The organism is Acidovorax sp. Q11 (assembly GCF_054950075.1).
Genome location: NZ_JBUDZG010000002.1, coordinates 261,516 through 286,079, shown reverse-complemented (window position 1 = coordinate 286,079; position 24,564 = coordinate 261,516). Strand labels below are relative to the sequence as shown.

The 24,564-nt window shown below is 67.0% G+C and carries 17 protein-coding genes; 6 read left to right on the top strand and 11 right to left on the bottom strand.

Annotation, left to right across the window (positions count from 1 at the left end):
* Positions 1-299: 299 nt before the first annotated feature.
* A complete protein-coding gene (locus ACYZGB_RS03675) occupies positions 300-3,095 on the bottom strand; it encodes a sensor domain-containing diguanylate cyclase (RefSeq protein WP_462386833.1) in 2,796 nt (931 codons plus the stop codon).
* A 156-nt stretch (positions 3,096-3,251) separates the two neighbouring features.
* On the opposite strand from ACYZGB_RS03675, the gene ACYZGB_RS03670 reads away from it, so the two are divergent.
* Positions 3,252-3,755 carry a flavodoxin family protein gene (locus tag ACYZGB_RS03670; RefSeq protein ID WP_462386832.1) on the top strand — a complete coding sequence of 168 codons (504 nt, stop codon included), beginning with the start codon at positions 3,252-3,254 and terminating at the stop codon, positions 3,753-3,755.
* Here ACYZGB_RS03670 and ACYZGB_RS03665 read toward each other — a convergent pair.
* Both ACYZGB_RS03665 and ACYZGB_RS03660 read right to left on the bottom strand, forming a co-directional pair.
* Positions 3,752-4,723, bottom strand: a complete 972-nt coding sequence (locus ACYZGB_RS03665) for a class I SAM-dependent methyltransferase (RefSeq protein ID WP_462386831.1) — start codon at positions 4,721-4,723, stop codon at positions 3,752-3,754. The two genes, ACYZGB_RS03670 and ACYZGB_RS03665, sit on opposite strands and share 4 nt — an antisense overlap.
* A gap of 94 nt (positions 4,724-4,817) precedes the next feature.
* Positions 4,818-5,930, bottom strand: coding sequence for a helix-turn-helix domain-containing protein (locus ACYZGB_RS03660; RefSeq protein WP_462386830.1), 1,113 nt, complete (start codon positions 5,928-5,930; stop codon positions 4,818-4,820).
* 140 nt (positions 5,931-6,070) lie between these two features.
* On the opposite strand from ACYZGB_RS03660, the gene ACYZGB_RS03655 reads away from it, so the two are divergent.
* Positions 6,071-8,461: a penicillin acylase family protein gene (locus tag ACYZGB_RS03655; protein ID WP_462386829.1), complete on the top strand. Its 2,391-nt coding sequence runs from the start codon at positions 6,071-6,073 to the stop codon at positions 8,459-8,461.
* Positions 8,462-8,584: 123 nt separating this feature from the next.
* Here the strand turns inward: ACYZGB_RS03655 and ACYZGB_RS03650 are convergent, their stop codons facing one another.
* The gene (locus tag ACYZGB_RS03650) at positions 8,585-10,045 is read right to left on the bottom strand and encodes a sigma-54-dependent transcriptional regulator (RefSeq protein WP_462386828.1); all 1,461 of its coding nucleotides are present in this window, start codon (positions 10,043-10,045) and stop codon (positions 8,585-8,587) included.
* Positions 10,042-11,883, bottom strand: coding sequence for a sensor histidine kinase (locus ACYZGB_RS03645; RefSeq protein WP_462386827.1), 1,842 nt, complete (start codon positions 11,881-11,883; stop codon positions 10,042-10,044). Before ACYZGB_RS03645 ends, ACYZGB_RS03650 begins: the two co-directional genes overlap by 4 nt.
* Positions 11,884-12,080: 197 nt before the next feature.
* On the opposite strand from ACYZGB_RS03645, the gene ACYZGB_RS03640 reads away from it, so the two are divergent.
* On the top strand, positions 12,081-12,773 hold the full coding sequence (locus tag ACYZGB_RS03640) for a DUF4166 domain-containing protein (RefSeq protein ID WP_462386826.1): 693 nt from the start codon (positions 12,081-12,083) through the stop codon (positions 12,771-12,773).
* Positions 12,774-12,799: 26 nt separating this feature from the next.
* Positions 12,800-14,296 carry a TIGR01777 family oxidoreductase gene (locus ACYZGB_RS03635; RefSeq protein ID WP_462386825.1) on the top strand — a complete coding sequence of 499 codons (1,497 nt, stop codon included), beginning with the start codon at positions 12,800-12,802 and terminating at the stop codon, positions 14,294-14,296.
* 21 nt (positions 14,297-14,317) lie between these two features.
* On the opposite strand, the gene ACYZGB_RS03630 is transcribed toward ACYZGB_RS03635, so the two are convergent.
* Positions 14,318-14,911 (bottom strand): NUDIX domain-containing protein, encoded by a 594-nt coding sequence (locus tag ACYZGB_RS03630; protein ID WP_462386854.1) that lies wholly within the window; start codon positions 14,909-14,911, stop codon positions 14,318-14,320.
* A 194-nt stretch (positions 14,912-15,105) separates the two neighbouring features.
* On the opposite strand from ACYZGB_RS03630, the gene ACYZGB_RS03625 reads away from it, so the two are divergent.
* The gene (locus tag ACYZGB_RS03625; RefSeq protein WP_462386824.1) at positions 15,106-15,867 is read left to right on the top strand and encodes a DeoR/GlpR family DNA-binding transcription regulator; all 762 of its coding nucleotides are present in this window, start codon (positions 15,106-15,108) and stop codon (positions 15,865-15,867) included.
* 43 nt (positions 15,868-15,910) lie between these two features.
* Here the strand turns inward: ACYZGB_RS03625 and ACYZGB_RS03620 are convergent, their stop codons facing one another.
* Positions 15,911-16,813 carry a LysR family transcriptional regulator gene (locus tag ACYZGB_RS03620; RefSeq protein ID WP_462386823.1) on the bottom strand — a complete coding sequence of 301 codons (903 nt, stop codon included), beginning with the start codon at positions 16,811-16,813 and terminating at the stop codon, positions 15,911-15,913.
* Positions 16,814-16,961: 148 nt separating this feature from the next.
* Between ACYZGB_RS03620 and ACYZGB_RS03615 the strand changes: the two genes are divergently transcribed.
* The gene (locus ACYZGB_RS03615) at positions 16,962-17,927 is read left to right on the top strand and encodes a DMT family transporter (RefSeq protein WP_462386822.1); all 966 of its coding nucleotides are present in this window, start codon (positions 16,962-16,964) and stop codon (positions 17,925-17,927) included.
* A gap of 93 nt (positions 17,928-18,020) precedes the next feature.
* Here ACYZGB_RS03615 and ACYZGB_RS03610 read toward each other — a convergent pair whose 3' ends face one another.
* The 4 genes from ACYZGB_RS03610 to aceF form a co-directional block, all read right to left on the bottom strand.
* Positions 18,021-19,442, bottom strand: a complete 1,422-nt coding sequence (locus ACYZGB_RS03610) for an aspartate kinase (protein ID WP_462386821.1) — start codon at positions 19,440-19,442, stop codon at positions 18,021-18,023.
* A gap of 162 nt (positions 19,443-19,604) precedes the next feature.
* On the bottom strand, positions 19,605-20,798 hold the full coding sequence (locus ACYZGB_RS03605; RefSeq protein WP_462386820.1) for a Fic family protein: 1,194 nt from the start codon (positions 20,796-20,798) through the stop codon (positions 19,605-19,607).
* Positions 20,799-21,015: 217 nt separating this feature from the next.
* On the bottom strand, positions 21,016-22,866 hold the full coding sequence (gene lpdA / locus ACYZGB_RS03600; RefSeq protein ID WP_462386819.1) for a dihydrolipoyl dehydrogenase: 1,851 nt from the start codon (positions 22,864-22,866) through the stop codon (positions 21,016-21,018).
* A gap of 19 nt (positions 22,867-22,885) precedes the next feature.
* Positions 22,886-24,550 carry a dihydrolipoyllysine-residue acetyltransferase gene (aceF, locus tag ACYZGB_RS03595; protein ID WP_462386818.1) on the bottom strand — a complete coding sequence of 555 codons (1,665 nt, stop codon included), beginning with the start codon at positions 24,548-24,550 and terminating at the stop codon, positions 22,886-22,888.
* Positions 24,551-24,564: the final 14 nt, after the last annotated feature.

The window sequence follows — 24,564 nt, the reverse complement described above, 5'->3', positions numbered from 1 at the left end:
ATAGGAGTCAACGGAGCTGACGACTGTTTTTCCAATTTACACCGGAGAACAAGCAGCAACGAAAAGCCCCCGCCTCACCCCTGTGCATTCAATTTCATATTGACAAATCCACACATTGAATGCAAACCATTCTCAAAAAATAATTCAGAATGTAAATAACGCTATTCTTCATAACTTGAATAACCTATTCAGAGATTGCCAGCGCCAGGCGTTGTTCTGCCTGGGGGGGGCGAACAGCGGCTGCAGGGCCAGCCGCCTTTGTGGCCCGCACAGGCCCGTTCAGATGCTGAGCGCGCTTCTTACCGGCTGCGCTCGGCCGACACATGCCCTTTGTTTTCGTACATGGCCTGGTCGGCACGGCGCAGCAGGTCGGTGGCGTTGATGCCGTCCTGGGGGTAGATGGCGGTGCCCACGGCGGCAGATACCCGCACCACGCGGCCACCGCCCAGGTCGATGGGTTGTTCGATGGCCTTGAGCACACGCTCCATGGCCCGGGTGATCTCTGCGGGGTCGGTGACGGCGGTGAGCAGCAGCACAAACTCATCGCCGCCGATGCGCGCGGCGGTGTCGTTGGCGCGCACCTGCTCCTGCAGACGCTGGCCGGTCACGCGCAGCACCTCGTCGCCCATGTCGTGGCCGTACTGGTCGTTGATGGGCTTGAAGCCGTCGAGGTCCATGTAGCACAGCGCGGCCATGCTGCCGGTGCGGTCGCACAGGGCCAGCGCCTGGGTCACACGGTCGGCCAGCATCAGGCGGTTGGGCAGGCGGGTCAGGCCGTCGTGGAAGGCGATGTGCTCCACCTGCTGCTGGTATTGCTTCATGGCGGTGACGTCCTGCATCAGCCACAGGGATTCGCCGTCGGAGTTCAGTGCCACGCCGTTCACGTCGATCCAGACTTCGTCGCCGCCCTGCTTGCGCATGCGGCGCTGCTGGCGGTAGTGCTGGCCCGAGGCCAGCACGGCGTAGGCTTCGCGGCCAAAGGCCAGGAAGTCCTCGTGGTCCACATACATCTCTTCGGTGGTCTGGCCCTGCAGCTGGCCTGGGGCGTAGCCAAAGATGCGCTCCAGCGCGGGGTTGCGCCACAGGATGACGCGGTCCTTGATCTTGGCAATGCCAATCAAATCGTTGTGCAGCATGGCCTGCTGCTCCTGGTTGAGGGCATGCAGCGCCTGCCGCGCCGCGTGCAGCTCCGACACGTCGTACATGATGGAGCGGCTCATCACAAACTCGCCCGCCGCATCGCGGATGGCGGTGGCGGACACACACACGCGGCGGGGCGCGGCACTGCGGCCCAGCAGGGTCAGCTCCAGGGGGCCGATGTGTCCGGTCTCCTTCAGGATGGGGAAATACTTGGCGAACTGCGCCTTGCCTTCGGCGTCAAAAAAATCGGCCACCCCCAGCTTGCCCACCACCTCCTCGCGGCTTGCGCCCAGCCAGGACAGGGTCTGCTGGTTGATATGCACGTACTTGCCGTCGCGGTCAAGCGCGTAGTAGCCGCAGGGGGCGTTGTCGTACAGGTCCTGAAAGCGCTCTGACGCGCGGGCCAGGTCGGCCTCCAGCTGGCGGCGCTCGGTGATGTCGCGGCCCACCGACTGCCATTCCACCAGCTGGCCGTCGTCGTCAAACAACGCCCGGTTGCTGAACTGGCACCAGCGCACGGCGCCGTCGCCTGCAAACACCCGGTTCTCGACCACCACCATCGGGTTGGCGGGTGTGACTGCGGCCAGCTTCTGCGCGACCAGCGGATAGTCGTCGGGGTGCACGACGGGCGCCCACACCCGGCCCAGCAGGTTCTCCCGCTCGAAATGGAACAGTCTGCAAAAAGCGTCATTCACAAAGGTCAGGCGATTGCCGCCGTCGAAGCGGCAGATGATCTCTGTCTGGTCTTCCAGGATCGAGCGATAGCGTTGTTCGCTCTGGTGCAGGGCCTCTGTGCGCTCCTGCACGCGCAGCTCCAGGTCCGCATTGGCTTTTTCGAGCGCTGCGCGCCCGTCGATCAGGCCCTGGGCCATGTTCTGCAGCGCAGAGCGCAGGTGCTGGAACTCCACCGTCTCCTTGGTGAAATCCAACGCCGCCACCTGGCCCGTGGCCTCGACCTGTCGAGCCGCTTCTGCCAGCCTTTCCACCGGCTGGCTGAAGCGCCGCGCCGCCCAGTAGGCCACACCCACCAGCATCACGGTCATCAGCACCAGCAGCACGGCCACGATGCTGTGCAGGCGGTTGATGGGCTGCAACGCGAGATCCATCGGCTGGCGCGCCACCAGCAGCCAGCCCAGGTCGGTGATGGTTTGCGAGGGCACCGGCACCAGGCCTGTCAGGTAACGCTGGCCCGGCAAATCGCCCCAGAACATTTCCTGAAACCGCCCCTGGCTGGGCAGGATGGGCAGCGCAGAGCGCGGCAGCTCGACGGCCCCGGCCGCATTGAGCACACCGTCCTTGTTGACCAGCAGCACCTCCATGCCACTGCTGGCCACCGATGCGGGGCTTGCGCGGCGGATGATGTCCTGCACCCAGGCCCAGTTCACATGGGCCGAGATCACGCCTTTGAAGACGGAATCCTGCCCGCGCACAGGCGAGGCGTAGTCCATGAAGCGCAGAGGCACGCTGCTGCCTGGCTCGCGCAGGTGCTTGTCCAGCAGCACGGCGTCGTGGGCGTCGCCCACGTAGGGGCCGTTTTTGCCTGCATTGAACCAGGGCCGCTGCGACACGTTCTGGCCCAGCAGCAGGTTGCCGGTGGCCACCTGCACCACGCCCGCCTCGTCGGTCAGGCCGATCCACGAATAAAAGGGGTAGGACTGCCGCATCTGCTCCAGGTGCGCCTGCAACTGAGGGCCGTAGGCCTCGGGCCGGGTGACCATGGGCAGGTGGCTGAGCAGCGAAATTTCGCGCTCGCGCTCCAGCATGCCCTGCGAGAGCGCCAGCGCAATGGGCTGGCTGGCGTTCATCAGCGACTGGCCGCTGAGTTCGGTGAGGTGGCGGCTCAGCACCTCGTCGGCCACAAAGCCGATGGCCAGCCCGGTGAGCACGGCCGTGCCGCCAAACAGCAGGGTCAGCCGGGCGCGGGTGGTCTGCAGCCAGTGGGAAACGGGGGACACGATGGTCATTAAAACGGCGGCGGCTGCAAGTTCTGTGGTGGCCCATTGTGGCACCGGGGCATGGCGCCGAACCTCGTGAAACCCCTCGTGCCAACCGGTGGCCACGGGGGCTTCGTGCGGCAGTTTGCCTCCTGCAACAGCGACTATGCTGCGCCCATGCCCGCCACCAAAACCCTGCTCATCGTCTACCACTCCATGACCGGCGGCACGCGCCAGATGGCCGAGGCCGCCTGCGCCGCCGCCCGGGCGGCCGAGCCCACCGTGGCAGTGCGCCTGCTGCATGCCGCAGAGGCCCACGCAGCCGATGTGCTGGCGGCCGACGGCTACCTGTTTGCCACGCCCGAGAACCTGGCGGCCATCAGCGGGCAGCTCAAGGACTTTTTTGACCGCTGCTACTACGGCGCGCTCGACCAGATCAACGGCCGCCCCTATGCCCTGCTGGTCTGCGCAGGCAGCGACGGGCAGAACGCAGCGCGGCAGATGGCGCGCATCGCCACGGGCTGGCGCCTGAACGCGGTGGCCGAGCCGCTGATCGTGTGCACCCACGCGCAGACGCCCGAGGCCATCCTGGCGCCCAAACACATCGGCGCGGACGACCTGGCGCGCTGCCAGACGCTGGGAGAGGCCCTGGCGGTGGGGCTGGCGATGGGGGTTTTCTAACCCTGGGCGGTCGGTTCCAGCGCGGGCGCCTGGTACACCAGCACCTTGAGTGCCCGGCCGGGCTCCACATCGGCAAACACGGCCGGGTTGGCCACGCGTTCGACAAACTGCAGCTCGGGCGCCAGCTCGCGCATCTGGTCCTGCAAAAAGTCCACGCCCAGTTCGGGCGCGTTCAGGCACAGCAGCGCGTGGCCGCCGGGGGCCAGCAAATCGGGCAGGCGGCGCATGAGGCGGGCGTAGTCCTTGGTGGCGACAAAGCTGCCCTTTTGGTAGCTGGGCGGGTCCACGATGACCAGGCCATAGGGCCCGCTGCGCGTGATCTTGCCCCAGCTGCTGAAGATGTCATGCGGCAAAAATGCCGCGCCGGTGGTGATACCGTTGAGCTGGTGGTTCTGCTGCCCGATGCCAATCGCGCCGTGGCTCATGTCCACGTTGACCACCTGCCTGGCGCCCGCCTGCAGCGCCACCACCGAAAACGCGCAGGTGTAGGCAAACAGGTTCAGCACCTTGAGGCCGTAGCGGTCTGCACTGCGTGCGGCGGCATAGTCGTGCACCCAGCGGCGGCCTGCGGCCATGTCGAGGAACAGGCCGTGGTTCTGCCCGCGCAGCACATGCACGCGAAAGCGTGCCCCGGCCTCGGTGACGATGTGCGGGTCGGGCACGGCCCCGGCCATCAGCCGCGTCTCGCTGCGGCCCTCGATGCGCAACGCTTCACCCCGGTGCTGGAACACCCAGTTCAGCACCTCGCCCGCCGGGGCGATCTGCGCCCACCGGGCCTCCAGCGCGGCGCCGATGGCGGCCAACTCGTCCTCGGTGGCGGGCGCAAAACTCGTCAGCACCAGCACGGGCGGATAGGCATCCAGCACCCACTGCTCTGCCCCCGGGTGCAGCCCGCCCCGGCCATGAAAGATGCGCTGCGCCTCGGTGGACAGGGGCATGGCGGCAATGGCGTCGAGCAGGGCTTGCATGGATGTGGTGTGTGGATGGTCTGAAAGAATCAAACAAAAAAGGCTGCTACCGCCTTCTGCATATGCCTTGACAGCTACGGATTCGATAGCGCACTCAATTATCGCCGTTTGTGTGGGTACCCAGCCATTGCTTGCGCGTGGTGCGCAGCTTGAAGCGCTGGCGGTAGGCCCCCGGGGTGGTGCCGCTCACGCGATGGAATATCTTGCGAAAGCTGCCCGTGTCGCTGTAGCCGCACTGCTGCGCCACGGCGTCCACGGTGAGGTAGGTGGTCTGCAGCAGCGCCTGGGCCTGGGCGATGCGCAGGTTGTGCAGGTAGTCCTGCGGGCTCTCGCCGTACACCTGGGCAAACCAACGCAGCAGCGTACGCGGACTGGTGGTGGCCGCGCGCGCAGTAGCCTTCAGGTTGTAGGGCTCGTTCCTATGATCCCGCAACCAGCGGCGGGCTTGCTCCAGGCTGCCCGCGCCCATGGGGGCACCGGTAGGGGTTTCCAAGGTGGCGGTGGCCGTGAGCTGGCGCGGTGCATCAAACAGCAACACATGCGATGCGGCCTGGGCCAGCTCGGCGGCAGGCGTCTGGGCCAGCAAGTCCAGCACCACCGGCAGGGTGTGCTGCGGTGCGGCGGATGTCCAAATGGGGCCGTCGCGCTGCCAGGGCTGTTCACGCTGCCAGACAGCCCCGGCCGGTGGGGGGGGGCCTTGCTCTTTCGCCTGAACGCTGGCGCCCGACTGCAACAGGGTCGACGGCGCAAACGCCCAGGGCAAAGCTACTTTACGCTCGGCAAGCAAACCGCAGTCAGCCAACAGGCTTGAGCCGTTGAACAGTGCCGCCACAGCCCCACCCCCTGCAACATGGGCACGCAGTACCGCGCCAAAGTGCTGAGCGTGGCGACTGCTCACCTCGCGCAGTTGAGGCCCGGTGGGCACCAGCCAGCCTGGTATGACGATGGCGTGCAGAGGCCCCAGCAGCGCTCCACTGTCGCACAGGGGCGGCGGCGCGGCGCCTTCCTCACCCGGGGCCAGCAGCCAATGCCAGCGCATGGGCCCCTGGGCACCACTGGCACGCATGGCGGCCAACATGTTCATGGCACGCAGGGCATCTGCCACAGCGGCGGCCACGCTGGCTATGCTATCTCTCCCCCAGAGGATGCCAATATTCACCTGCACGGAGGATGGGATGCTGGTGGCTTCGGTCCGGTTGATAGGCATGGTGGCGATATTGCCACCATTTGCGGCGAAACCACCACCATGCACAGATATTACCGGGCGGTAGCATGGCGGCGCGAACAAGAGCGCCCTGCACGGCAAAGGCCCCGCAGGTACCACCTGACACCTGGAGACAACAAACCATGCAACAGAAAACCGGCCTGCCAAAAGGCATTTCCACCACACTCTCCCCTTTTTCCGCGCTGGTCACCGCGAGCGCGGCCCTCTTCATCGCGGGCTGCGCGAATACGCCGCATGGCGCCGATACCCGCAGCAGCCGCAGCGTGACCATCGAGCGCACCACCTACGGCATCCCGCATATCACTGCGCAAGACCCGGAAACCCTGGCCTATGGCGTGGCCTATGCCTACGCGCAAGACAACGTCTGCATGACGGCCGACCAGCTCGTGACGGCACGCGGCCAGCGCAGCAGCAGTTTTGGCGCCAAGACCATCGGCCTGCTCGGCCGCCGCTACCTGCCCAACGAGCAGATCGACCTGTTCGTGGCCGCCCACATGGACGATGCCGCGCTGGAGCGCAGCTGGGCCACCACCAGTCCCCAGGTGCAATCCATGGCGCGCGGCTACGTGGCCGGCTACAACCGCTTTCTGGCCGACCACGCCACGCGCCTGCCACAGGCGTGCAACGGCAAGGCCTGGGTGCAGCCCATGACGCTGGCGCAATACCGCCGCATGGCCGAAGTGGTGGCCGTGCAGGCCGGCATTGCCGCGCTGGCCGATGGCATGCTGGGCGCGCAGCCCCCTGCCGCCAAGGCCGCCCAGGCACCCGCCCTTGAAGTGAATCTGGCCGATGCCGCCCAGGCCATGCGCGACGTGGGCCTGCTCGACTCGCCCCTGGGCTCCAACGCCTGGGCCTTTGGCAAGGACGTGACGGCCAACGGCAGCGGCATGTTGCTGGGCAACCCGCATTTCCCCTGGAGCGGCCCCAACCGCTTCTACGAGATGCACCTCACCATCCCCGGCCAGATGGACGTGATGGGCGTGGGCATCGGCACGTACCCCATGGTCTCCATCGGCTTCAACAAGGACGTGGCCTGGTCGCACACCGTGTCCACCGGCAAACGCTTCACGCTGTACGAGCTGGCCCTGGTGCCGGGCGACGCCACCAGCTACCTGGTGGACGGCAAACCCGAGAAGATGACGGCGCGCAAGATCAGCGCCCAGGTCCCCGGTGCCGACGGCAAACTCCAGGCCCGCGAACACACCGTGTGGAGCACCCGCTGGGGCCCACTGGTGGTGGTGCCCCGCGCGGGCCTGGGCTGGACCGACAAGACCGCCTACGCCCTGCGCGACGCCAACACCGGCAACACCCGCATGATGGACGCCGCCCTGGCCTTTGCGCGCGCCACCTCGGTAGGCGAAATGCACAAGGCCCATGCCTCGCTGGGCCTGCCCTGGGTGAACACCCTGGCGGCCGACCGCCACGGCCGCGTGCTCTACACCGACACCAGCGTGGTGCCCGATGTGGACGCCGCCCAGCTGGAACGCTGCGCCCCCAGCAAACCCGCCGCCGCGCTGCGCGGCGCAGCGGGCCTGGTGGTGCTGAACGGCGCACGCGCCGACTGCGCATGGCGCGAAGACAGCGCATCGCCCGTGCCCGGCCTCATCCCCATGAGCCGCATGCCCGTGGCCCTGCGCAATGACTGGGTGCAGAACAGCAATGACAGCTTCGTCTACACCCACCCCACGCAGAAGTTTGAAGGCATCTCGCCTCTGGTGGGCGACGCGAGCCTGACCCGCCCCCGCACCCGCGCCAGCCTGGCCGAGATCCCCGAGATGCTGGGCCGGGGCAAGGTCACTTTGCAGGCCATGCAGGACCAGCTGTTCCAGAACCGCAACTTCATGGCCCAGGTGGTGGTGCCCGACCTGCTGGCCGCCTGCGACAAGGCGCCCACGGCCGAATCCCGCGACGGCTGCACGGCCCTCAAGGGCTGGGACCGCCGCAACAACGTCGATGCCCGCGGCGCCCATGTGTTCCGCGAGTTCTGGCGCACCGCGCGCAACATCCCGGGCGTGCACCGTGTGCCTTTTGATGCGCAGCAACCCGCGGCCACCCCGGCGGGCCTGAAGATGGACGACGCCGCCACCGCCGAAAAGGTGTGGGAGGCGCTGGACGGTGCCGTCAAGGCCATCCGCACCAGCGGCTACACGCTCGACGCCACCTTGGGCAGCGTGCAGCGCCCGGCCATCACCGAAGAACCCGTTGCACTGCATGGCGGCGAGGAGTTTGAAGGCGTGCTCAACAACCTGGGCCGCCAGGAGCCCGCGCCCATCAACAAGGCAGGCCTGCGCATCGACTACGGCACGAGCTACGTGCAAACCGTGACCTTCGACGCCAAGGGCCCGGTGGCCCAGGCCATCCTGGCCTACGGCCAATCCACCAACCCCGCATCGCCCCACGCCAACGACCAGATGCGCGAGTTCTCGGCCAAGCGCTGGCACACCCTGCCCTTCCACCGCGACGACGTGGTGAAGGCCCGTGTGGGCGAGCCGCTGCGGCTGCTGCGGCCTTGAGCGGCTCCATGGCCTGGAAATTTGAAGGTTTTTAGGCTGTTACCGCGCGTCCACCCTGCCCTGACAGCTATCAATAAATGAGCAAAAACCCCATGCCACGCCCCGCTGCTGGCGGGGCCGGCGTCAGCGCAGCCCCAGCCGCGTGAGCTTCTTGACCAGGCCCACGCGCGAGATGCCCAGGCGGCGGGCGGCTTCGGACTGGTTGCCGCCTGCGGCGGCCAGGGTGTCGCGCACCATGCGGGTTTCCAGCTCGGTCAGTGCGGCGTCGAGCGGGCCGGTGCCTTCGGGGGCTGGCGCGGTGTCTGCGCCCGTTGTCGGGGCCTCGGCCGCCATGTCGCCGCTGGCCAGTTGCAGCAGGGGCGCGTCCACCTCGCGCTGTGGGGGCATCAGCAACGCACCGGCGGATTCGACCACCGCCTTCAGCTCGCGCACGTTGCCGGGCCAGTCGCGCGCCATCAGCCAGGCCAGGGCGTCGGCCGACAGCCGGACGCTGTGCGCCACGCGGTGCAGGAAGCGGGTGGCCAGCAGCGGGATGTCGGCGGGGCGTTCTGCCAGCGACGGGGTGCGCAGCACCACGCCCTTGAGGCGGTAGAACAGGTCTTCGCGGAAGCTGCCTTCGCGCACCATGGCTTCCAGGTCGCGGTGCGTGGCGGCCACCACGCGCACGTCGGCGCGCTTTTGTGCGCGGCCACCCACGGGCACGAAGGTGCCCTCCTGCAAAAAGCGCAGCAGCTTGACCTGCATGGGCGGGGGCATCTCGCCCACCTCGTCCAGGAACAGCGTGCCGCCGTGCGCGGCTTCGACCAGGCCCGCCTGGTCGCGGTAAGCGCCGGTGAAGCTGCCTTTCATGTGGCCAAACAGCTCGCTCTCCAGCAGCTCGGCCGACAGCGCGCCGCAGTGGATGGCCACAAACGGTGCCGCACCACGGGCGCTGTGGGCATGCAGGGCGCGCGCCACCAGCTCTTTGCCCGTGCCCGTGGGGCCCAGCACCAGCACGCTGACCTGGGTGGGTGCCACGCGGCGCACCAGCGCGCGCAGCTGCACCGTGGCCGCCGCCTGGCCCACCAGGCCCATGTCGTCCAGGCCCTGCGCATCCAGCGCCTGCCCAGCCCGCAGCGTTGCCAGCTCACCATCCAGGCGGGCCTTGTGCAGCCCGCGCGCCACCACAAAACGCAGCATGTCGGGGTCGATGGGTTTGGTGAGAAAGTCCCAGGCGCCCAGCTCGGTGGCACGCAGGGCCAGCGCGTGGTCGCCATGGCCGGTCAGCACCACCACGGGCACGGGGGCAAAGCGCGGGATCAGTTCCAGGCCTCTCTCGGGGTCCATGTGCGGGGGCATAGCCAGGTCCAGCAAGACCAGCTCGGGGCGGCGCTGGGCAAAGGCGGCCAGGGCCTGCGCACCATCGCCCGCCAGCGTGACCTCGTGGCCCAGGTTGCGCAAGAAGGCGCCCCCCAGGCGCTGGAAGGCGGCTTCGTCGTCCACCAGCAGCACATGGCCGTGGCCTGGCGCGCTGGGGGTCTCAGAGCCACCCGCGATGCTCTGCGCAGGCGGGTGGCCGAAGAGTTCGTGGACGGCTTGGTTCATGGGGCGGGTGTGCGAGGAAAGCTCAGCGTGAAACAGGTGCTCCAGGGCGCACGCTCGGTCAGCGCCACCGTGCCACCGTGTGCGGCCATGGTGCGGGCCACGATGGCCAGGCCCAGCCCGGTGCCGCCAGGGCTGCGCGAGGCAAAGGGCTCAAACAACCGGTCGCGGATTTCGGCAGGCACGCCGGGGCCGGCATCGCACACATGCAGCAGCACGGCGGTGACGGTGGTTTCGGCGTCGATGTGCACGTGACTGTGGGTGCGGGCGGCCGCTGGGGCGTTGGCATCGCTGCCGGGGGCGGCGGCCATGCGCGCGTTTTCAAACAGGTTGGTCAGCGCCTGGTCCACACGGCGTGGGTCGGCCTGCAGCCACAGTGGCTCGCTCAGCCCCGGCCCGAAGCTCACATCCGGCAGGCGCAGGGCGGCATTGCGCACCTGGGCTGCCAGGTCGATGGTGCTGGGGGCCAGTTTCCAGGGCTTCGCAAAGTCCAGCAGGTCGTGCGTGAGGTGCGCAATGCGGGCCACCTGCTCGGCCACTTCGCGCCGTGTGTCGCCCGGCGCGGCGGCCACCGCCATGGAGATGATGTTCAGCGGGTTGCGGATGTCGTGCGCCACAGTGGCCGCCAGGGCGCCCAGCTCGGCCAGGCGGGCCTGCAGCTGGCGTTCGCGCTCGCGGGCGGCAAACTGCTGGGCCTGCTCCACACGCTCGGCGGCCTCGGCCACCACGGTGCCAAACAGCTCGGCCACATGGCGCGGCCCGGGGGGCGCGGCGTCCCAGCCCTGCAATGACACAGTCCAGCCCTCGCTGGCACGGCCACACACCAGCTGTGGCGTGCTGCTGGCGGCGGGCGGGGCATCGCCAATGCGGACCTCCACCTGCGTGCCGGTGCGTGCGCTCAGCAAGGCGGCGGCCTGTTCGCCCAGGGCCTGCGGCGTTTCGGCCGACCCCAGCGTGCGCCGCCAGATGGCCAGGTCAGCGGCCGACACGTCGGCGCCCGGGTACACCAGCCGCTCAGCCACCCGCCGCACAGGGCCGTTGAGGGCGAGCACACTGGCCGCCACGGCCAGGCCGCCCAGCCAGCGCGACTCCAGCGGCAGCAATGGCGTGAGCGCCACCACCACCAGCCCCAGCGCCAGCAGCAGCGCCCACACCAGGGCGCGGCGCGCCCAGGTGTTGGCCACGAACACCCCGTAGCGCAGGATGCCGTACACCAGGATCAGCGAATAGAACGGCAGACCGAGCAGCGGAAACGGGTAGATCGGCCAATCCAGCACCGCAATGCCATAGCCTGCGAGACACAGCAGGCCCCACAGACACGACGCGGTGACGGCCGCAATCTGCCGAAACTTCTGCCCATCGCCCAGTCGGCGAGCGCGCAGCAAGGCATGCAGCAGCACCCACACCCCGCCCGCGCCCAGGATGACCCAGGCCATGCTGGCCACCACCCCCACCTCATCGGCCACCGCAATCCAGCCGATGTCGCGGTGGTGCACCAGGTGCGCGGGCACCAGCAGGATGGAAACCACCGATGCGCCGCCGCCCAGCACATAGGCCGCCGCCACACCCCAGCGCCCCAGGTCCACGCGGCAGAACACGGTGCAGAAGTGAAAGAACAGCGCCGACGTGAAGGGCGCCGTGGCCAGCAGGCGCATGGCCACCGGTTCCGTTTCAGGGCCGATCCAGTTGGGCAGCTCGTTGCCCACCATCCACATCGAGATGCCGGTCAAGAAGGCCGCCAGCAGGCGCGCCCCCGCCACACGGTCGGCCCAGGCCAGCAACAGGGCGGCCAGCACCAGGGTTTCGAGCACAGAAAACCCGAGGACGGCGTGGATCAGCATGCAAGAACCGATGGGGGGGGAGTGCTGCGCATGGCGGGGACCTGTTCCTGGGGTTAACGGTTTGGGCTGCGCGCACTGTAAACCAAGTATGCAGGTCGGCCAGCGGATTTCAATGAAATCAAGCACTTGCATTGCGTTGAGACCCTGGCCCGGGTTTCGCAATAGGGAGTGCAACCGCCACTCTTGCCCAGCCCGCCATGTTTGCCCTTTTCAACCCCGCCCCTCGCCCTTGCGATGCCGCCCCGGCCCACCCCGCCACCGCGTTGGACCTGCACGCCATGGTGGGCGCCACAGCCTGGGCGCGCCTGCCCGCCGCTGTGCAGCGCCGCTTTGGCACAGCACATGCCGATGTGAGCTACGAGGGCCATATGGACCTGCGCTGCTCGCTGGTCGGCCATGTCTATGCCGCGCTGACCCGGGTCTGGGGTGGCCCGCTGACCCACATCAACACCACCGCCCTGCCCGCCACTGTGCGCGTGAGCGGCAACGGGTGCGGCGGTGTGGTGTGGGAGCGCTGCTTTCACACCGGCACAGCCAGCGGCGCGGGCCGCACCGTGCGATCCACCAAGGAGCTGGGGCCCGATGGGCGCCTGCTGGAGCGCACCGACGGGGGCCTGGCCATGTCGCTGGAAGTGCTGGAAGAAGACGGCGCGCTGGTGTTTCGCAGCCGCCGCTTCTGGTGGGTGCGGGGGCGCCTGCGCATCCCCGTGCCTGCCCTGCTGACCCCAGGCACCTGCCGCGTGGCGCACACCGACCTGGGCGGCGGGCAGTTCCGCTTCACGCTGAGCATGGTGCACCCCTGGTGGGGGGAGACCTTCCACCAGTCCGGGGTGTTCACCGACCCCTGCACCGAACCCGCCAGCCCTGACTATCCTCTGAACGCGCTTTGAAGCGCACTGAACAAGGACACCCGACCATGAGTGCCATGACCCCCGTTTTTATGCTGCTCTCTGTCCAGGCCGCCATGGGCGCGTTTGACAACTGGTGGCACCACGAGCTGCAGGCCCGCCTGCCCCAGCGCCCATCGGCCCGGCATGAGCTGGCGCTGCATGCGGCGCGCGAGGCGATCTACGGTGTCGTCTTTTTCGGGCTGGCCTGGTTTGCGTGGCATGGCGCCTGGGCAGCATTGATTGCGGCGCTGTTGCTGACCGAGCTGGGCATCACCCTGGCGGACTTTCTGGAAGAAGACCGCACCCGGCGTCTGCCCCCGCTGGAGCGGGTGCTGCACACGCTGCTGACCATCAGCTACGGCCTGTTCCTGGGGCTGATGGCGCCCGTGCTGTGGGGCTGGCTGCAGCAGCCCACCGCCCTGGTCGTGGCGCCCCATGGCTGGGTGTCGTGGCTGTTTACCGCGTTTGCGCTGGGGGTGTGGGCCTGGAGCGTGCGCAACCTGCGAGCCGTGTTGCGCCTGCGGCGTGCGGCAGCAGCACCTGCAGCCCAGCCCCAGGCTGTGCCGGGCGACAGCCAGCACCACACCGCACCCGCCACGCTGGTCACTGGCGCCACGGGGTTTGTGGGCAGCGCCCTGGTGGCGCAGCTGCTGCAGGGTGACCAGCGCGTGATCGTGCTGACGCGCGATGTGCTGCAGGCCCGCGCCAGCCTGGGCCCGGGCGTGTGGGCGGTGGACACGCTGGACGCGATCCCGCCAGAAACCCGCATCGACGCGGTGGTCCAGCTCGCCGGGGCGCGGGTGCTGGGCATGCCCTGGACGGCTGCGCGCAAGCGTGTGCTGCTGGCGAGCCGGGTGGACACCACCATGGCCGTGGTCGCGCTGATGCGGCGCCTGCACCACCGCCCCCGGGTGCTGGTCAGCGCATCGGCTGTGGGGTTTTATGGCGCGTCGCCCAACGCATCGATGGAGCCGCTGTATGAGGCCGCCCCACCGCGCCCGGGTGAGTTTCAGTCTGACCTGTGTGCGGCCATCGAACACGAGGCCCGGCGCGCCGAAGCACTGGGCGTGCGCGTGGTGCGCCTGCGCCTGGGGGTGGTGCTGGGCAACGGTGGCGGTGCCTACCCGCTGCAGGCCTTGAGCGCCCGCCTGGGCCTGGGCGCCGTGCTGGGCCACGGCCGCCAGGCCGCGCCGTGGATTCACCTGGCCGATGCGCTGGGGCTGATCCGGTTTGCGCTGGCACGCAACGATGTGCAGGGGCCCATCAACGCGGTGGCGCCCGGTGCCGTGCCGCAACGCAGTTTTGTGCAGGCCCTGGCCGCGTCGTTTGGGCAGCGCGTGTGGCTGACCATGCCCGCCGCCCCCTTGCGCTGGGCGCTGGGCGAGATGTCCACCCTGCTGCTGGACGGCCAGAACGTGGTGCCCCAGGCGGCACTGGCCCTGGGCTACCAGTTCGTGCACCCCGACCTGCCTGGCGCCTTGCGGGATCTTGCCGCCCGGGGCGAAAACGGTGGGGCAACGTGATGCGGCGGCCAGGTGGCCGGGCTATTGCGCCCGGCCCCACCCCAGGGCCACATGCTGCAGCAGCATGATGGTCTTGCCGTCCTGGATCGTGCCGTTGGCAATGCCTGCCAGCGCTTCGGCCAGCGGCATCTCGATCACCTCGATGTCCTCTCCCTCCCCCTCCAGGCCGCCGCCAGTACGGATGCGGTCGCCGGGCTCATACTCGGCCACGAAGAAGTGCAGTTTCTCCGTCACCGAACCCGGGCTCATGTAGGCCTCGAACACCTTGCGCGGCTGGCGCACGCGGTAGCCGGTTTCTTCCTCGGCCTCGCGGCGGATGCAGGTTTCGGGGTCGTCACCGTCAAGCAAGCCCGCGCAGGTCTCAATCAGCAGGCCGTCGGCGCAGCCGTTGAGAAAGGCAGGCAGCCGGAACTGGCGGGTGAGCACCACCATGCTGCGGCGCGGGTCGAACAGCAGCAGCGCGGCGCCATTGCCACGGTCGTAGGCCTCTCGGCTCATCGTCTGCCATTGGCCGTCGCGCCTGCGCAGTGAGCAGGTGACCTTGCGCAGCACATACCAGTTGTCGGAGAGCACCTGCACATCCAGCAGCTTCACATGCTCGGTGCGAGCGTTCAGTTCGGCAATGGGCACATCGGGCACGGGGCGGCTCACGCAAGGCTCCCTTCGGGCGGGCGTTGGTGGCTGCGCACGGCAGGCGCCAGCGGGAAGACAGAGCGGTCTGGTGGTAGGTGCATGGTTTTGATAAATAACATTTACGCAATATCATGCACAAACATGCAAATTCATGCAATCACCTTGTCTATCCGCCCATGCTGACCACCCAACGCAAACAGCTCCTGCTCGACCGCCTGCGGCAGGACGGCCAGATCGTGGCCAAGGCCTTCAGCGAGGAGCTGGGCATCTCGGAAGACACCGTGCGGCGCGACCTGCGCGAGCTGGCCGCCGAGGGCCGCTTGCAGCGCGTGCACGGCGGCGCCCTGCCCGCTTCGGCCGCCGTCGGCAACCTGCAGGCGCGCGAACAGCTGGCCCCACAGGACAAGCGCGCCCTGGGCCGCGCCGGGGCCGCCCTGGTGCTGCCCGGCCAGGTGGTGATCCTGGACGGGGGCACCACGTCGTTGCAGGTGGTGCAGCACCTGCCGCTGGACTTGCGCGCCACCGTGGTCACCCACAGCCCGGCTGTGGCCGTGGCGCTGGCCGGGCACCTGCAGATCGAGGTGCTGGTGCTGGGCGGCCGGTTGTTCCGCCATTCCATGGTGAATGTGGGCGCGAGTGTGGTCGAGGCTGCCGCGCAACTGCGCGCCGACCTGTACCTGATGGGCGTGACCGGCGTGCATGCCGAGGCGGGCCTGACCACGGGGGATTTCGAGGAAGCCGCCGTCAAACGCGCCCTGCACCAGCGCGCGGCCGAGACGGTGGTGCTGGCCTCGCTCGAGAAGCTGGGGGCTGCCTCGCCGTTCAGCGTCGCCCCTCTGAGAGAGTTGTCTGCACTGGTGGTGCCTGCCGCCACACCAGATGCCATGCGCAAAAAACTGCGCGCGGGCGGCGCCAGAGTGGAAACCGCCGCCGAGTAACCCGGCCAGGCCGCCCTGACGGCCTACGGAAGCACCGACAGCGTCAGGCCGCCTGCCCCGCGCCCTGGCGCATATGCGCCACCAGCGCCTGCGCAAAGCCCGACAACACGCCCCCCTTGCGCACACAGATCTGCAGATCGCGCTGTGCCCAGGGCTCGTCCATCTCGACCACCACGGGCGGCTCGCTCAGCCCCGCCACCTGCAGCGCAGCGCCGCGTGGCACCAGCCCGATGCCCACGCCCGCGCCCACCATCCGGCACACGGCCTCAAAGCTGCGCACCTGGATGCGCACGTCCAGGTGCCGGCCCAGGGCGGCGGCGGCATTCATCGTGAAGGTGTGGATGGCCGAGCCCGCGTGCAACATCACAAAGGCATGGTCCAGCACCTCGGCAAACCCCACATGGTCGCGCGCTGCCAGCAAGTGGCCCGCAGGCACGATGAGCACCAGGCGGTCCTGCCGGTAAGGCGCCAGCTCCACCCCCGCGCCGGTGTCGCTGTCCGCCAGCACGCCGACCTCGATCTCGCCATTGGCCACGGCGACCACGATCTCGGCACTGGTGCGCTCTTCCAGGCTCACGCTGACCTGGGGATGCTGCTTGAGGAACCCCGCCAGATCGTCGGGCAAAAAGGTGTGCGTGGCATGCGTATTGGCCCACAGGCTCACATGGCCGCGAATGCCGGTGGCAAACGGCGAGAGGTTGGCGTGCATCTGCTCGATGCTGGCCAGCACCTGGCGGGCGTTGCGCAGCAGGGCCTCACCCGCACGGGTCAGGGCCAGGCCCCGGGTCTGGCGCTCGAACAGCGAGGTGTTCAGCGCCTCCTCCAGCCGCCGCAGCCTGTGGCTGGCCGACGACGGCGCCAGGTAGGCACGCGCGGCGCCGCGTGTGAGGTTGCGCTCTTCGGCAATGGCGACAAAAAGGCGCAGGTCGGTGAGGTCGTAGCTCAAAGCGGTCTCCTTGCCTTCGTCAAAACCGAACGCATGGTTGCTGGATCAACAATTGTGCCTTGCAACATACAGAGGCAGGATGCCAGCCATCCCGATAAAAAGCATGCAAATCGTTCGACTCTGCCGTACAGGATGCTTGACCTGACACATGCCCTGGAAAAACTGGTCCTCCGAACGCCTTGGTCTTGCCCTCGCCATCCTGGCGGCGCTGGGCTTTTCCTTCAAAGCCATCTTTGTGAAGCTGGCCTATGCCGTGCCCCAGGCCGTGCCCGTGGATTCCGTCACCCTGCTGTGCCTGCGCATGGCGTTTTCCGTGCCGGTGTTCGCCTGGGTGGGCTGGCGCGCCAGCCGCCACCTGGCCCCGCTGAGCGGGCGCGACTGGCTGGCCATCACAGCCCTGGGCCTGCTGGGCTACTACGGCGCCAGCATCCTCGACTTCATCGGCCTGCAGTACATCACCGCCAGCCTGGAGCGGCTGATCCTGTTCACCTACCCCACGCTCACCATCCTGATCGGTGTGTTGTTCATGGGAAAACGCGCCTCCCGGCGCGAGCTGGGTGCTCTGCTGCTGTCCTATGCGGGCATTGGCCTGGCCTTTGCGCACGACCTGCATGTGGCGGGCGACACGCGGTCGGTGCTGATCGGCGCGGGCTTTGTGTTTGGCTCGGCCATCTCGTATGCGTTCTACCAGGCGGGCAGCGAGCCCGCCATCCGGCGCATGGGTGCAGCCCGCTTCACGGCGCTGGCGATGCTGGTCTCGACCGGCGCCACGCTGCTGCATTTTGTGGTGTCGCAGCCCATGGGGGCGCTGGTGCAGCCTGCACCGGTCTACCTGCACGCCCTGGGCATGGCCGTGTTCTCCACCGTGCTGCCGGTGTTCATGACCTCGGCCGCCATCCGCCGCATCGGCGCCTCCAAGACGGCGCTCATCGGCACGCTGGGCCCCATCCTCACCATCTTTTTTGGCGCCTGGCTGCTGGGTGAACCGCTGTCCGCCTGGCAACTGGGGGGCGCCGCCCTGGTGCTCGCGGGGGTTCTGCTGATCAGCAGAATCAGCATTCAAACAGGCTTTCTGCGCCTGATGGATAAGATTTTATTGCTATACAAAAAATAGCAAACGTATCCCCGCACCCAATCCCCCAGGCACGCAAGGGCGCAAAAAAGCCCGCACGGGGCGGGCTGTGGGCCGAGCGCAGAAGCCTTTTTCTCAGGCGCGCGGAACGGGTGCGCCGGAGTTCACGCACAGCGCCATGTTCAGTGCCTTGATGGCGGTCTTGTAGTCCTCGCGTTCGATCACGAACTGCATGTTCACCTGCCGCAGGGTCTGCGACACGCAGTTCACGTTGACCTGCGCATCGGCCAGCGCCTGCGCGGCCTTGGCCAGCACGCCGGGAATGCCGATGTTGGAGCCGATGGTGCAGACAATGGCGCTGGGCTTGATCGTCACGACCTGGTAGTCCTTCTGCAGCTCGGCCACCAGCTCGGGCGTCACCTGGCTGTCCCACATCAGGTGCGCGATGGAGTTGGCGTTGGTTGCCTTCAGGATGTAGCTCACCTCGTGTTTGCAGAACACATTCATCAGGCCCGCGTCAAAGCCCACTGTGCCCACCATGCTGGGGTCGTGAATCTCGATCAGCGTGACCTTGTCGGTGCCGGTCACGATCTCCACGCGCGCGCGCTCGCCCACGAAGTCCTTGGTGATCAGCGTGCCGGGGTGGTCGGGCTCGAACGTGTTCTTAAGCCGGATCGGGATGCCTGCCAGCTCCATCGGCTTGGCGGCCTTGGGATGGATGGCTTCCATGCCCACATCGGCCAGCTGGTCGGCCACGTCGTAATTCGTGGCACCCACCACGATGGCGTTTTCCAGGCCCACCAGGTTGGGGTCGGCAGACGACAGGTGGAATTCCTTGTGGATCACGGCCTCGGCGGGGCGCACTTCCACGGCGATCTTGCTGAAGGTGACCTCGGAATAACCGCGGTCAAACTCGCGCATGATGCCTTCGGTGCCCTTGGTGTAGCCCGTGGCCACGATGACGCTGTTGGCCAGGTCCAGGTCCTTGAAGCTGTGGGCGATGCGCTCGTCAATCGTCCAGGCCTCGTTGTCGTCAAAACCGGCCAGATCCATGAGGATGGCGTTCACGCCGTTGGCCTTGAGGATCTCGACCGAGTTGAATGCGCTGTGCGACTCGCCAATCGAGGCCAGCACTTCACGCGCTGCCAGCAGCACATCGTGGCGGCTCAGGTAGCCACTGGCCAGCACGTGCTGCATGGCGCCCAGGTACTCGCGCGCCTGCCCAATGCGCTGGTCGATGAACGCATCGGCCACATCCAGTGGCAGACCCAGGTCGGCATAGCCCGCGTTGATCTTCTTCAGGCTGGTGGCCAAATTGACCAGCGCATCCTGATACCCCTTGCCTTCGGCAAACAGGGCGTAGATGCCACGCTCACCCGTTTTCTTGTGCTCCAGCAGCTGGTTGGTCACGCCGGAGTAGGCAGACACCACATAGATCCGGCCATAAATGCGCTTGGGATCGTGCAGCATGATGTGGCGCAGCACATCGCCAAAGGCGGTCATGGAAGTGCCGCCGATCTTCTCGACAGAGATCTTGGAGTTTTGAACGTCTTGCATGGGCAGGCTCAGGGGAGCAAACAAGTGAATAAGCCGGGCGGAAGTGCTGCCCCAGGGCGCGCGGCAGCAAACCCGGTATTTTCCACCACTTTTGTCGAGGCACTTTGACGCGGGCCTGAAGGACCACGCCTCAGCATGAACCGATTCGAGGGCCCATGCGGCTTACCGGGCCATCGCGTCCGCCTCGGCCTCAGGCCATAGCCTGGGAAACAGAAAGCGCAGCGCATGTTGCGGCAACCCAAACCGCACCTTCCCTTGCGGCGAATCGGACACAAGCAGCCCGCGCCGCACCAGCGCACCCAGCGCATCGGTGGCGCCCCGGTCGCTCATGCCCAGCATGGACTTGAAGTCGCCACGCGCCATCTCTTCGCCGCTTAAGAACAGGTAGTGCAACCCGCGCAGCGACTCTTGCCGCACGCCCGATTTTTCTACCGTGGCTTCGAACACCAGGCAGGCTTCGATGCGGGCCTTCAAGGTTTTGAAGTCCAGCATGTCGGTCATGAAGCCCACCTGGTCCTGGCACACACCGAGCACATAGTCGGCCCATGCGACCAAAGCCTGTTCGCTCAAGTTTCCGCGCCCGTCCAGATCGCCACGGCGCGCGCTGTCGGCGTCGGCAAGCAGCGCGTAATACTGCTCGGTGCTGCGTGCAAAGCCTCGCAGGGGCGACCACAGCCCCCCGGTGTAGCCCAGCGCACTCAGCAAGGTATGCGTGTGCAACCGCATGACACGCCCATTGCCATCCACAAATGGGTGCACCCAGCCCAGACGCTGGTGCGCGCACGCCATGGCCACCAGCGCGGCTTCGCCCCGGCGCACACCGCTGTAGCAGGCCGCCCATCGCTCAAGAAACTGCGGCACGCTAGCCCAGGCCGGAGCCACATGCTGACCCACCTGCACTTCGCGCTGGCGCAGAACACCGGGTGCGATGGGTTCGTTTTCCGCCGTTACCAGGTCAAAGGATGGCAGCCGACCAAACAACTCGCGGTGGAGCACCTGCACCGCATCCACCGAATACAAGGCGCGCGCCCCCTCTACTCCGGCGTAACGTTGCTCCAAGGCACTCTCCGCCTCTATGTGCGCCACGGCCAGGCGCTGCTTGGAGGCGAGCACTGCATCTTGCGAAAAATCCTTGCGCAGCGCCTGCTCGATCTCGTGCGGACGCGTGTGCTGGCCCTCGATGCGGTTGGTGTAGTAGGAATTCATGCTGCGCAGCAGAGTGCGCAACTCGGGCGGTACCCGGGTGCCTGCGAGCAATGTGGCGGCGCGGGACAGGTCGTGCGCCTTGGTCAGCAAAGGCTCCATCCGCGCATCGGATGGAAGCAAGGGCTCGAACTGGTGGGGCGAGGCATACATGGCCTTATTTTGCCAACTTTTCGACAATTGCAAATATTTGATTTGATTAAATATTTATCAATTTATGCCAAGAGTTTTGCCAACTTTTTTGCTGACCTAATGTGCCGCCCCGCACCCCGTCAACACAACACGATATAGCTAAAGAAAAGCCGCGCAGCCCTTTCGGAATCTGCGCGGCCAGCTACTGAATCAGCAGCACCCTCGAATGAGGGTCAGCTCACTTCTTCTGCGGCGGCACATCCGTGCAGCTGCCGTGCGCAATCTCCGCCGCCATGCCGATGCTCTCGCCCAGCGTGGGGTGCGGGTGGATGGTCTTGCCGATGTCCACAGCGTCGGCGCCCATCTCGATGGCCAGGGCAATCTCGCCGATCATGTCGCCCGCATGCGTACCCACCATGCCGCCGCCCAGGATCTTGCCGTGGCCATGGGCTTCGGGCGAGTCGTCGAACAGCAGCTTGGTCACGCCTTCGTCGCGGCCGTTGGCAATGGCGCGGCCAGAAGCCGTCCAGGGGAACAGGCCCTTCTTGACCTTGATGCCTTGCGCCTTGGCCTGGTCTTCGGTGAGGCCCACCCATGCCACTTCGGGGTCGGTGTAGGCTACCGACGGGATCACGCGGGCGTTGAAGGCGGCGGCGGCCAGTTCCTTGTTGCCCTGCAGTTCACCGGCGATGACTTCGGCCGCCACATGTGCTTCATGCACCGCCTTGTGCGCCAGCATGGGCTGGCCCACGATGTCGCCGATGGCGAAGATGTGCGGCACGTTGGTGCGCATCTGGATGTCGACGTTGATGAAGCCACGGTCCGTCACGGCAACGCCTGCCTTTTCGGCGGCAATCTTCTTGCCGTTGGGTGTGCGGCCCACAGCCTGCAGCACCAGGTCGTAGACCTGGGGCGCGGGGGCCGTGCCGCCCTCTTCCGCGGCGGCAAACGTCACCTCAATGCCTTCTGGTGTGGCCTTGGCACCCACCGTCTTGGTCTTGAGCATGATGTTGTCAAAACGCTTGGCGTTCATCTTCTGCCAGATCTTGACGAGGTCGCGGTCGGCGCCCTGCATCAGGCCGTCCATCATCTCGACCACATCAAGGCGCGCGCCCAGCGTGCTGTAGACGGTGCCCATTTCGAGGCCGATGATGCCGCCGCCCAGGATGAGCATGCGCTTGGGCACTTCCTTGAGCGCCAGGGCGCCGGTGGAGTCGACCACGCGGGGATCGTCGGGCATGAAGGGCAGACGCACGGCCTGGCTGCCGGCGGCGATGATGGCCTTCTTGAAGGCGATGACCTTCTTGCTGCCCGTCTTCTCCTGCGCGGTGCCGGTGGTTTCTTCCACTTCGAGGTGGTTGGCGCCGACGAAGGCACCGTAGCCGCGCACGGTGGTCACCTTGCGCATCTTGGCCATGGCGGCCAGGCCGCCGGTGAGCTTGCCGATGACCTTCTCTTTATGGCCGCGCAGCTTGTCGATGTTGACGGCGGGCGCGCCAAAGTCCACCCCCAGGTCGGCCATGTGGCTGACCTCGTCCATGACGGCTGCCACGTGCAGCAGCGCCTTGGATGGGATGCAACCCACGTTCAGGCACACACCGCCCAGGGTGGCGTAGCGTTCGACGATGACGACCTTGAGGCCCAGGTCGGCCGCGCGGAAGGCAGCGCTGTAGCCGCCGGGGCCGCCGCCGAGCACGAGCACGTCGCAGTCCAGGTCAGCCGTGCCTGCAAAGCTGAATGCTACTGGATTGATAGCTGCTTGCGCTTGCGGGGCGGGCGCAGGGGCCGCTTTTTGCTCAGAAACAGCGGGAGCTGGGGCTGCAGCAGGCGCTGGAGCTGCAGCGCCTGCGCCCTGCACTTCCAGCGTCAACACCACCGAGCCTTCGGCGATCTTGTCGCCCAGCTTCACTTTCAGCTCCTTCACAACCCCAGCATGGCTGGACGGGATCTCCATGGAGGCCTTGTCGGACTCCACGGTGATCAGGCTTTGCTCGGCCTTGATGGTGTCGCCGGGTTTGACCAGCACTTCGATGATGGCCACTTCGGCGAAGTCGCCGATGTCGGGCACCTTGATGTCGATGATTGCCATGGTGTGTCTTGCCCTTCCGTTACATCACGATGCGGCGGAAGTCCGCCAGCAGCGAGGCAAAGTACACGTTGAAGCGCGCGGCAGCGGCGCCGTCGATCACGCGGTGGTCCCAGCTGAGCGACAGCGGCAGCACCAGGCGCGGGGCGAACTGCTTGCCGTCCCACTTCGGTTCGATGCTGCTCTTGCACACGCCCATGATGGCGACTTCGGGCGCGTTGATGATGGGCGTGAAGTAACGCCCGCCAATGCCGCCCAGCGAGCTGATGGAGAAGCAGCCGCCGGTCATGTCGGCCGGGCCGAGCTTGCCGTCACGCGCCTTCTTGGCCAGGTCGCCCATCTCTTGCGAGATCTGGACGATGCCCTTCTTGTCGGCGTCGCGGATGACGGGCACAACGAGGCCGTTGGGCGTGTCGGCCGCAAAGCCGATGTGGAAGTACTGCTTGAGTACCAGCTGGTCGCCGTCGAGCGAGCTGTTGAACTCGGGGAACTTCTTGAGCGCGGCCACGGCGGCCTTGATCATGAAGGCGAGCATGGTGACCTTGACGCCACTCTTCTCGTTCTCTTTGTTGAACTGCACACGGAAGGCTTCGAGGTCGGTGATGTCCGCATCGTCGTGGTTGGTGACGTGCGGGATGACGACCCAGTTGCGGTGCAGGTTGGCGCCGCTGATCTTCTTGATGCGCGAGAGGTCCTTGCGCTCCACCGGGCCGAACTTGGTGAAATCCACCTTGGGCCAGGGCAGCAGGTCCAGGCCCACGCCAGAGCCACCACCGCCTGCGGGTGCCTTGGCAGCTTGTGCCTTGGTCTGCACGGCGCCTGCCATCACCTGCTTGGTGAAGGCAGCCACGTCGTCTTGCGTGATGCGGCCCTTGGGGCCGGTGCCCTTGACTTCGTCGATGGGCACGCCCAGTTCGCGGGCGAATTTGCGTACCGAAGGTGATGCGTGGGGCAGGCCTGCCGTGGGGGTGCCGGGCTGGTGGGCGGGGACGGGCACCGAGGCCACGGCAGCGGAGGGTGCTGCGGCTGCGGCAGACACTGCTGGGGCGGCTGCGGCCACGGGGGTTGGTGCGGGTGCGGCTGCCACAGGCGCAGCAGCAGTGGTGGTGCCTTCCAGCACGGCGATCAGGTCACCGATGTTGACGGTGTCGCCAATCTTGACTTTGAGTTCCTTGAGCACGCCGGCGGCGGGCGACGGGATCTCCATCGAGGCCTTGTCGGATTCGACGGTGAACAGGGACTGCTCGACCTTGATGGTGTCGCCGACCTTGACCAGCATCTCGATCACGGCCACGTCCTTGAAGTCGCCAATGTCGGGAACGCGCACTTCCACAGGGCCCGACGCAACAGGCACCGCAGCGGGTGCTGGCGCAGCGGCCACCACGGGCGCGGGTGCAGGAGCGGCCACGGGGGCCGGTGCGGCAGCCGGCGCGGCTGCAGCGCCTGCGTCAGCAGACTCCACCACGGCAATCACCGAGCCCTGCTTGACCTTGTCGCCCAGCGCAATCTTCAGCTCTTTGACCACACCCGCGTGGCTGGACGGGATCTCCATCGATGCCTTGTCGGATTCGACCGTGATGAGCGACTGCTCGGCCTTCACGGTGTCGCCCACCTTGACCAGCAACTCGATCACGCCCACTTCGTCGAAGTCCCCGATGTCCGGGACTTGAATGTTGACCAATGCCATTGTTCTGTCTCCGT

Excerpts from the sequence above, each read along its gene's own strand:
- ACYZGB_RS03670 (WP_462386832.1), top strand. The coding sequence starts at position 3,252 with ATGCCCGCCACCAAAACCCTGCTCATCGTCTACCACTCCATGACCGGC.
- ACYZGB_RS03665 (WP_462386831.1), bottom strand. The coding sequence starts at position 4,723 with ATGCAAGCCCTGCTCGACGCCATTGCCGCCATGCCCCTGTCCACCGAG.
- ACYZGB_RS03660 (WP_462386830.1), bottom strand. The coding sequence starts at position 5,930 with ATGCCTATCAACCGGACCGAAGCCACCAGCATCCCATCCTCCGTGCAG.
- ACYZGB_RS03655 (WP_462386829.1), top strand. The coding sequence starts at position 6,071 with ATGCAACAGAAAACCGGCCTGCCAAAAGGCATTTCCACCACACTCTCC.
- ACYZGB_RS03650 (WP_462386828.1), bottom strand. The coding sequence starts at position 10,045 with ATGAACCAAGCCGTCCACGAACTCTTCGGCCACCCGCCTGCGCAGAGC.
- ACYZGB_RS03645 (WP_462386827.1), bottom strand. The coding sequence starts at position 11,883 with ATGCTGATCCACGCCGTCCTCGGGTTTTCTGTGCTCGAAACCCTGGTG.
- ACYZGB_RS03640 (WP_462386826.1), top strand. The coding sequence starts at position 12,081 with ATGTTTGCCCTTTTCAACCCCGCCCCTCGCCCTTGCGATGCCGCCCCG.
- ACYZGB_RS03635 (WP_462386825.1), top strand. The coding sequence starts at position 12,800 with ATGAGTGCCATGACCCCCGTTTTTATGCTGCTCTCTGTCCAGGCCGCC.
- ACYZGB_RS03625 (WP_462386824.1), top strand. The coding sequence starts at position 15,106 with ATGCTGACCACCCAACGCAAACAGCTCCTGCTCGACCGCCTGCGGCAG.
- ACYZGB_RS03615 (WP_462386822.1), top strand. The coding sequence starts at position 16,962 with ATGCCCTGGAAAAACTGGTCCTCCGAACGCCTTGGTCTTGCCCTCGCC.
- ACYZGB_RS03610 (WP_462386821.1), bottom strand. The coding sequence starts at position 19,442 with ATGCAAGACGTTCAAAACTCCAAGATCTCTGTCGAGAAGATCGGCGGC.
- ACYZGB_RS03605 (WP_462386820.1), bottom strand. The coding sequence starts at position 20,798 with ATGTATGCCTCGCCCCACCAGTTCGAGCCCTTGCTTCCATCCGATGCG.
- lpdA (WP_462386819.1), bottom strand. The coding sequence starts at position 22,866 with ATGGCAATCATCGACATCAAGGTGCCCGACATCGGCGACTTCGCCGAA.
- aceF (WP_462386818.1), bottom strand. The coding sequence starts at position 24,550 with ATGGCATTGGTCAACATTCAAGTCCCGGACATCGGGGACTTCGACGAA.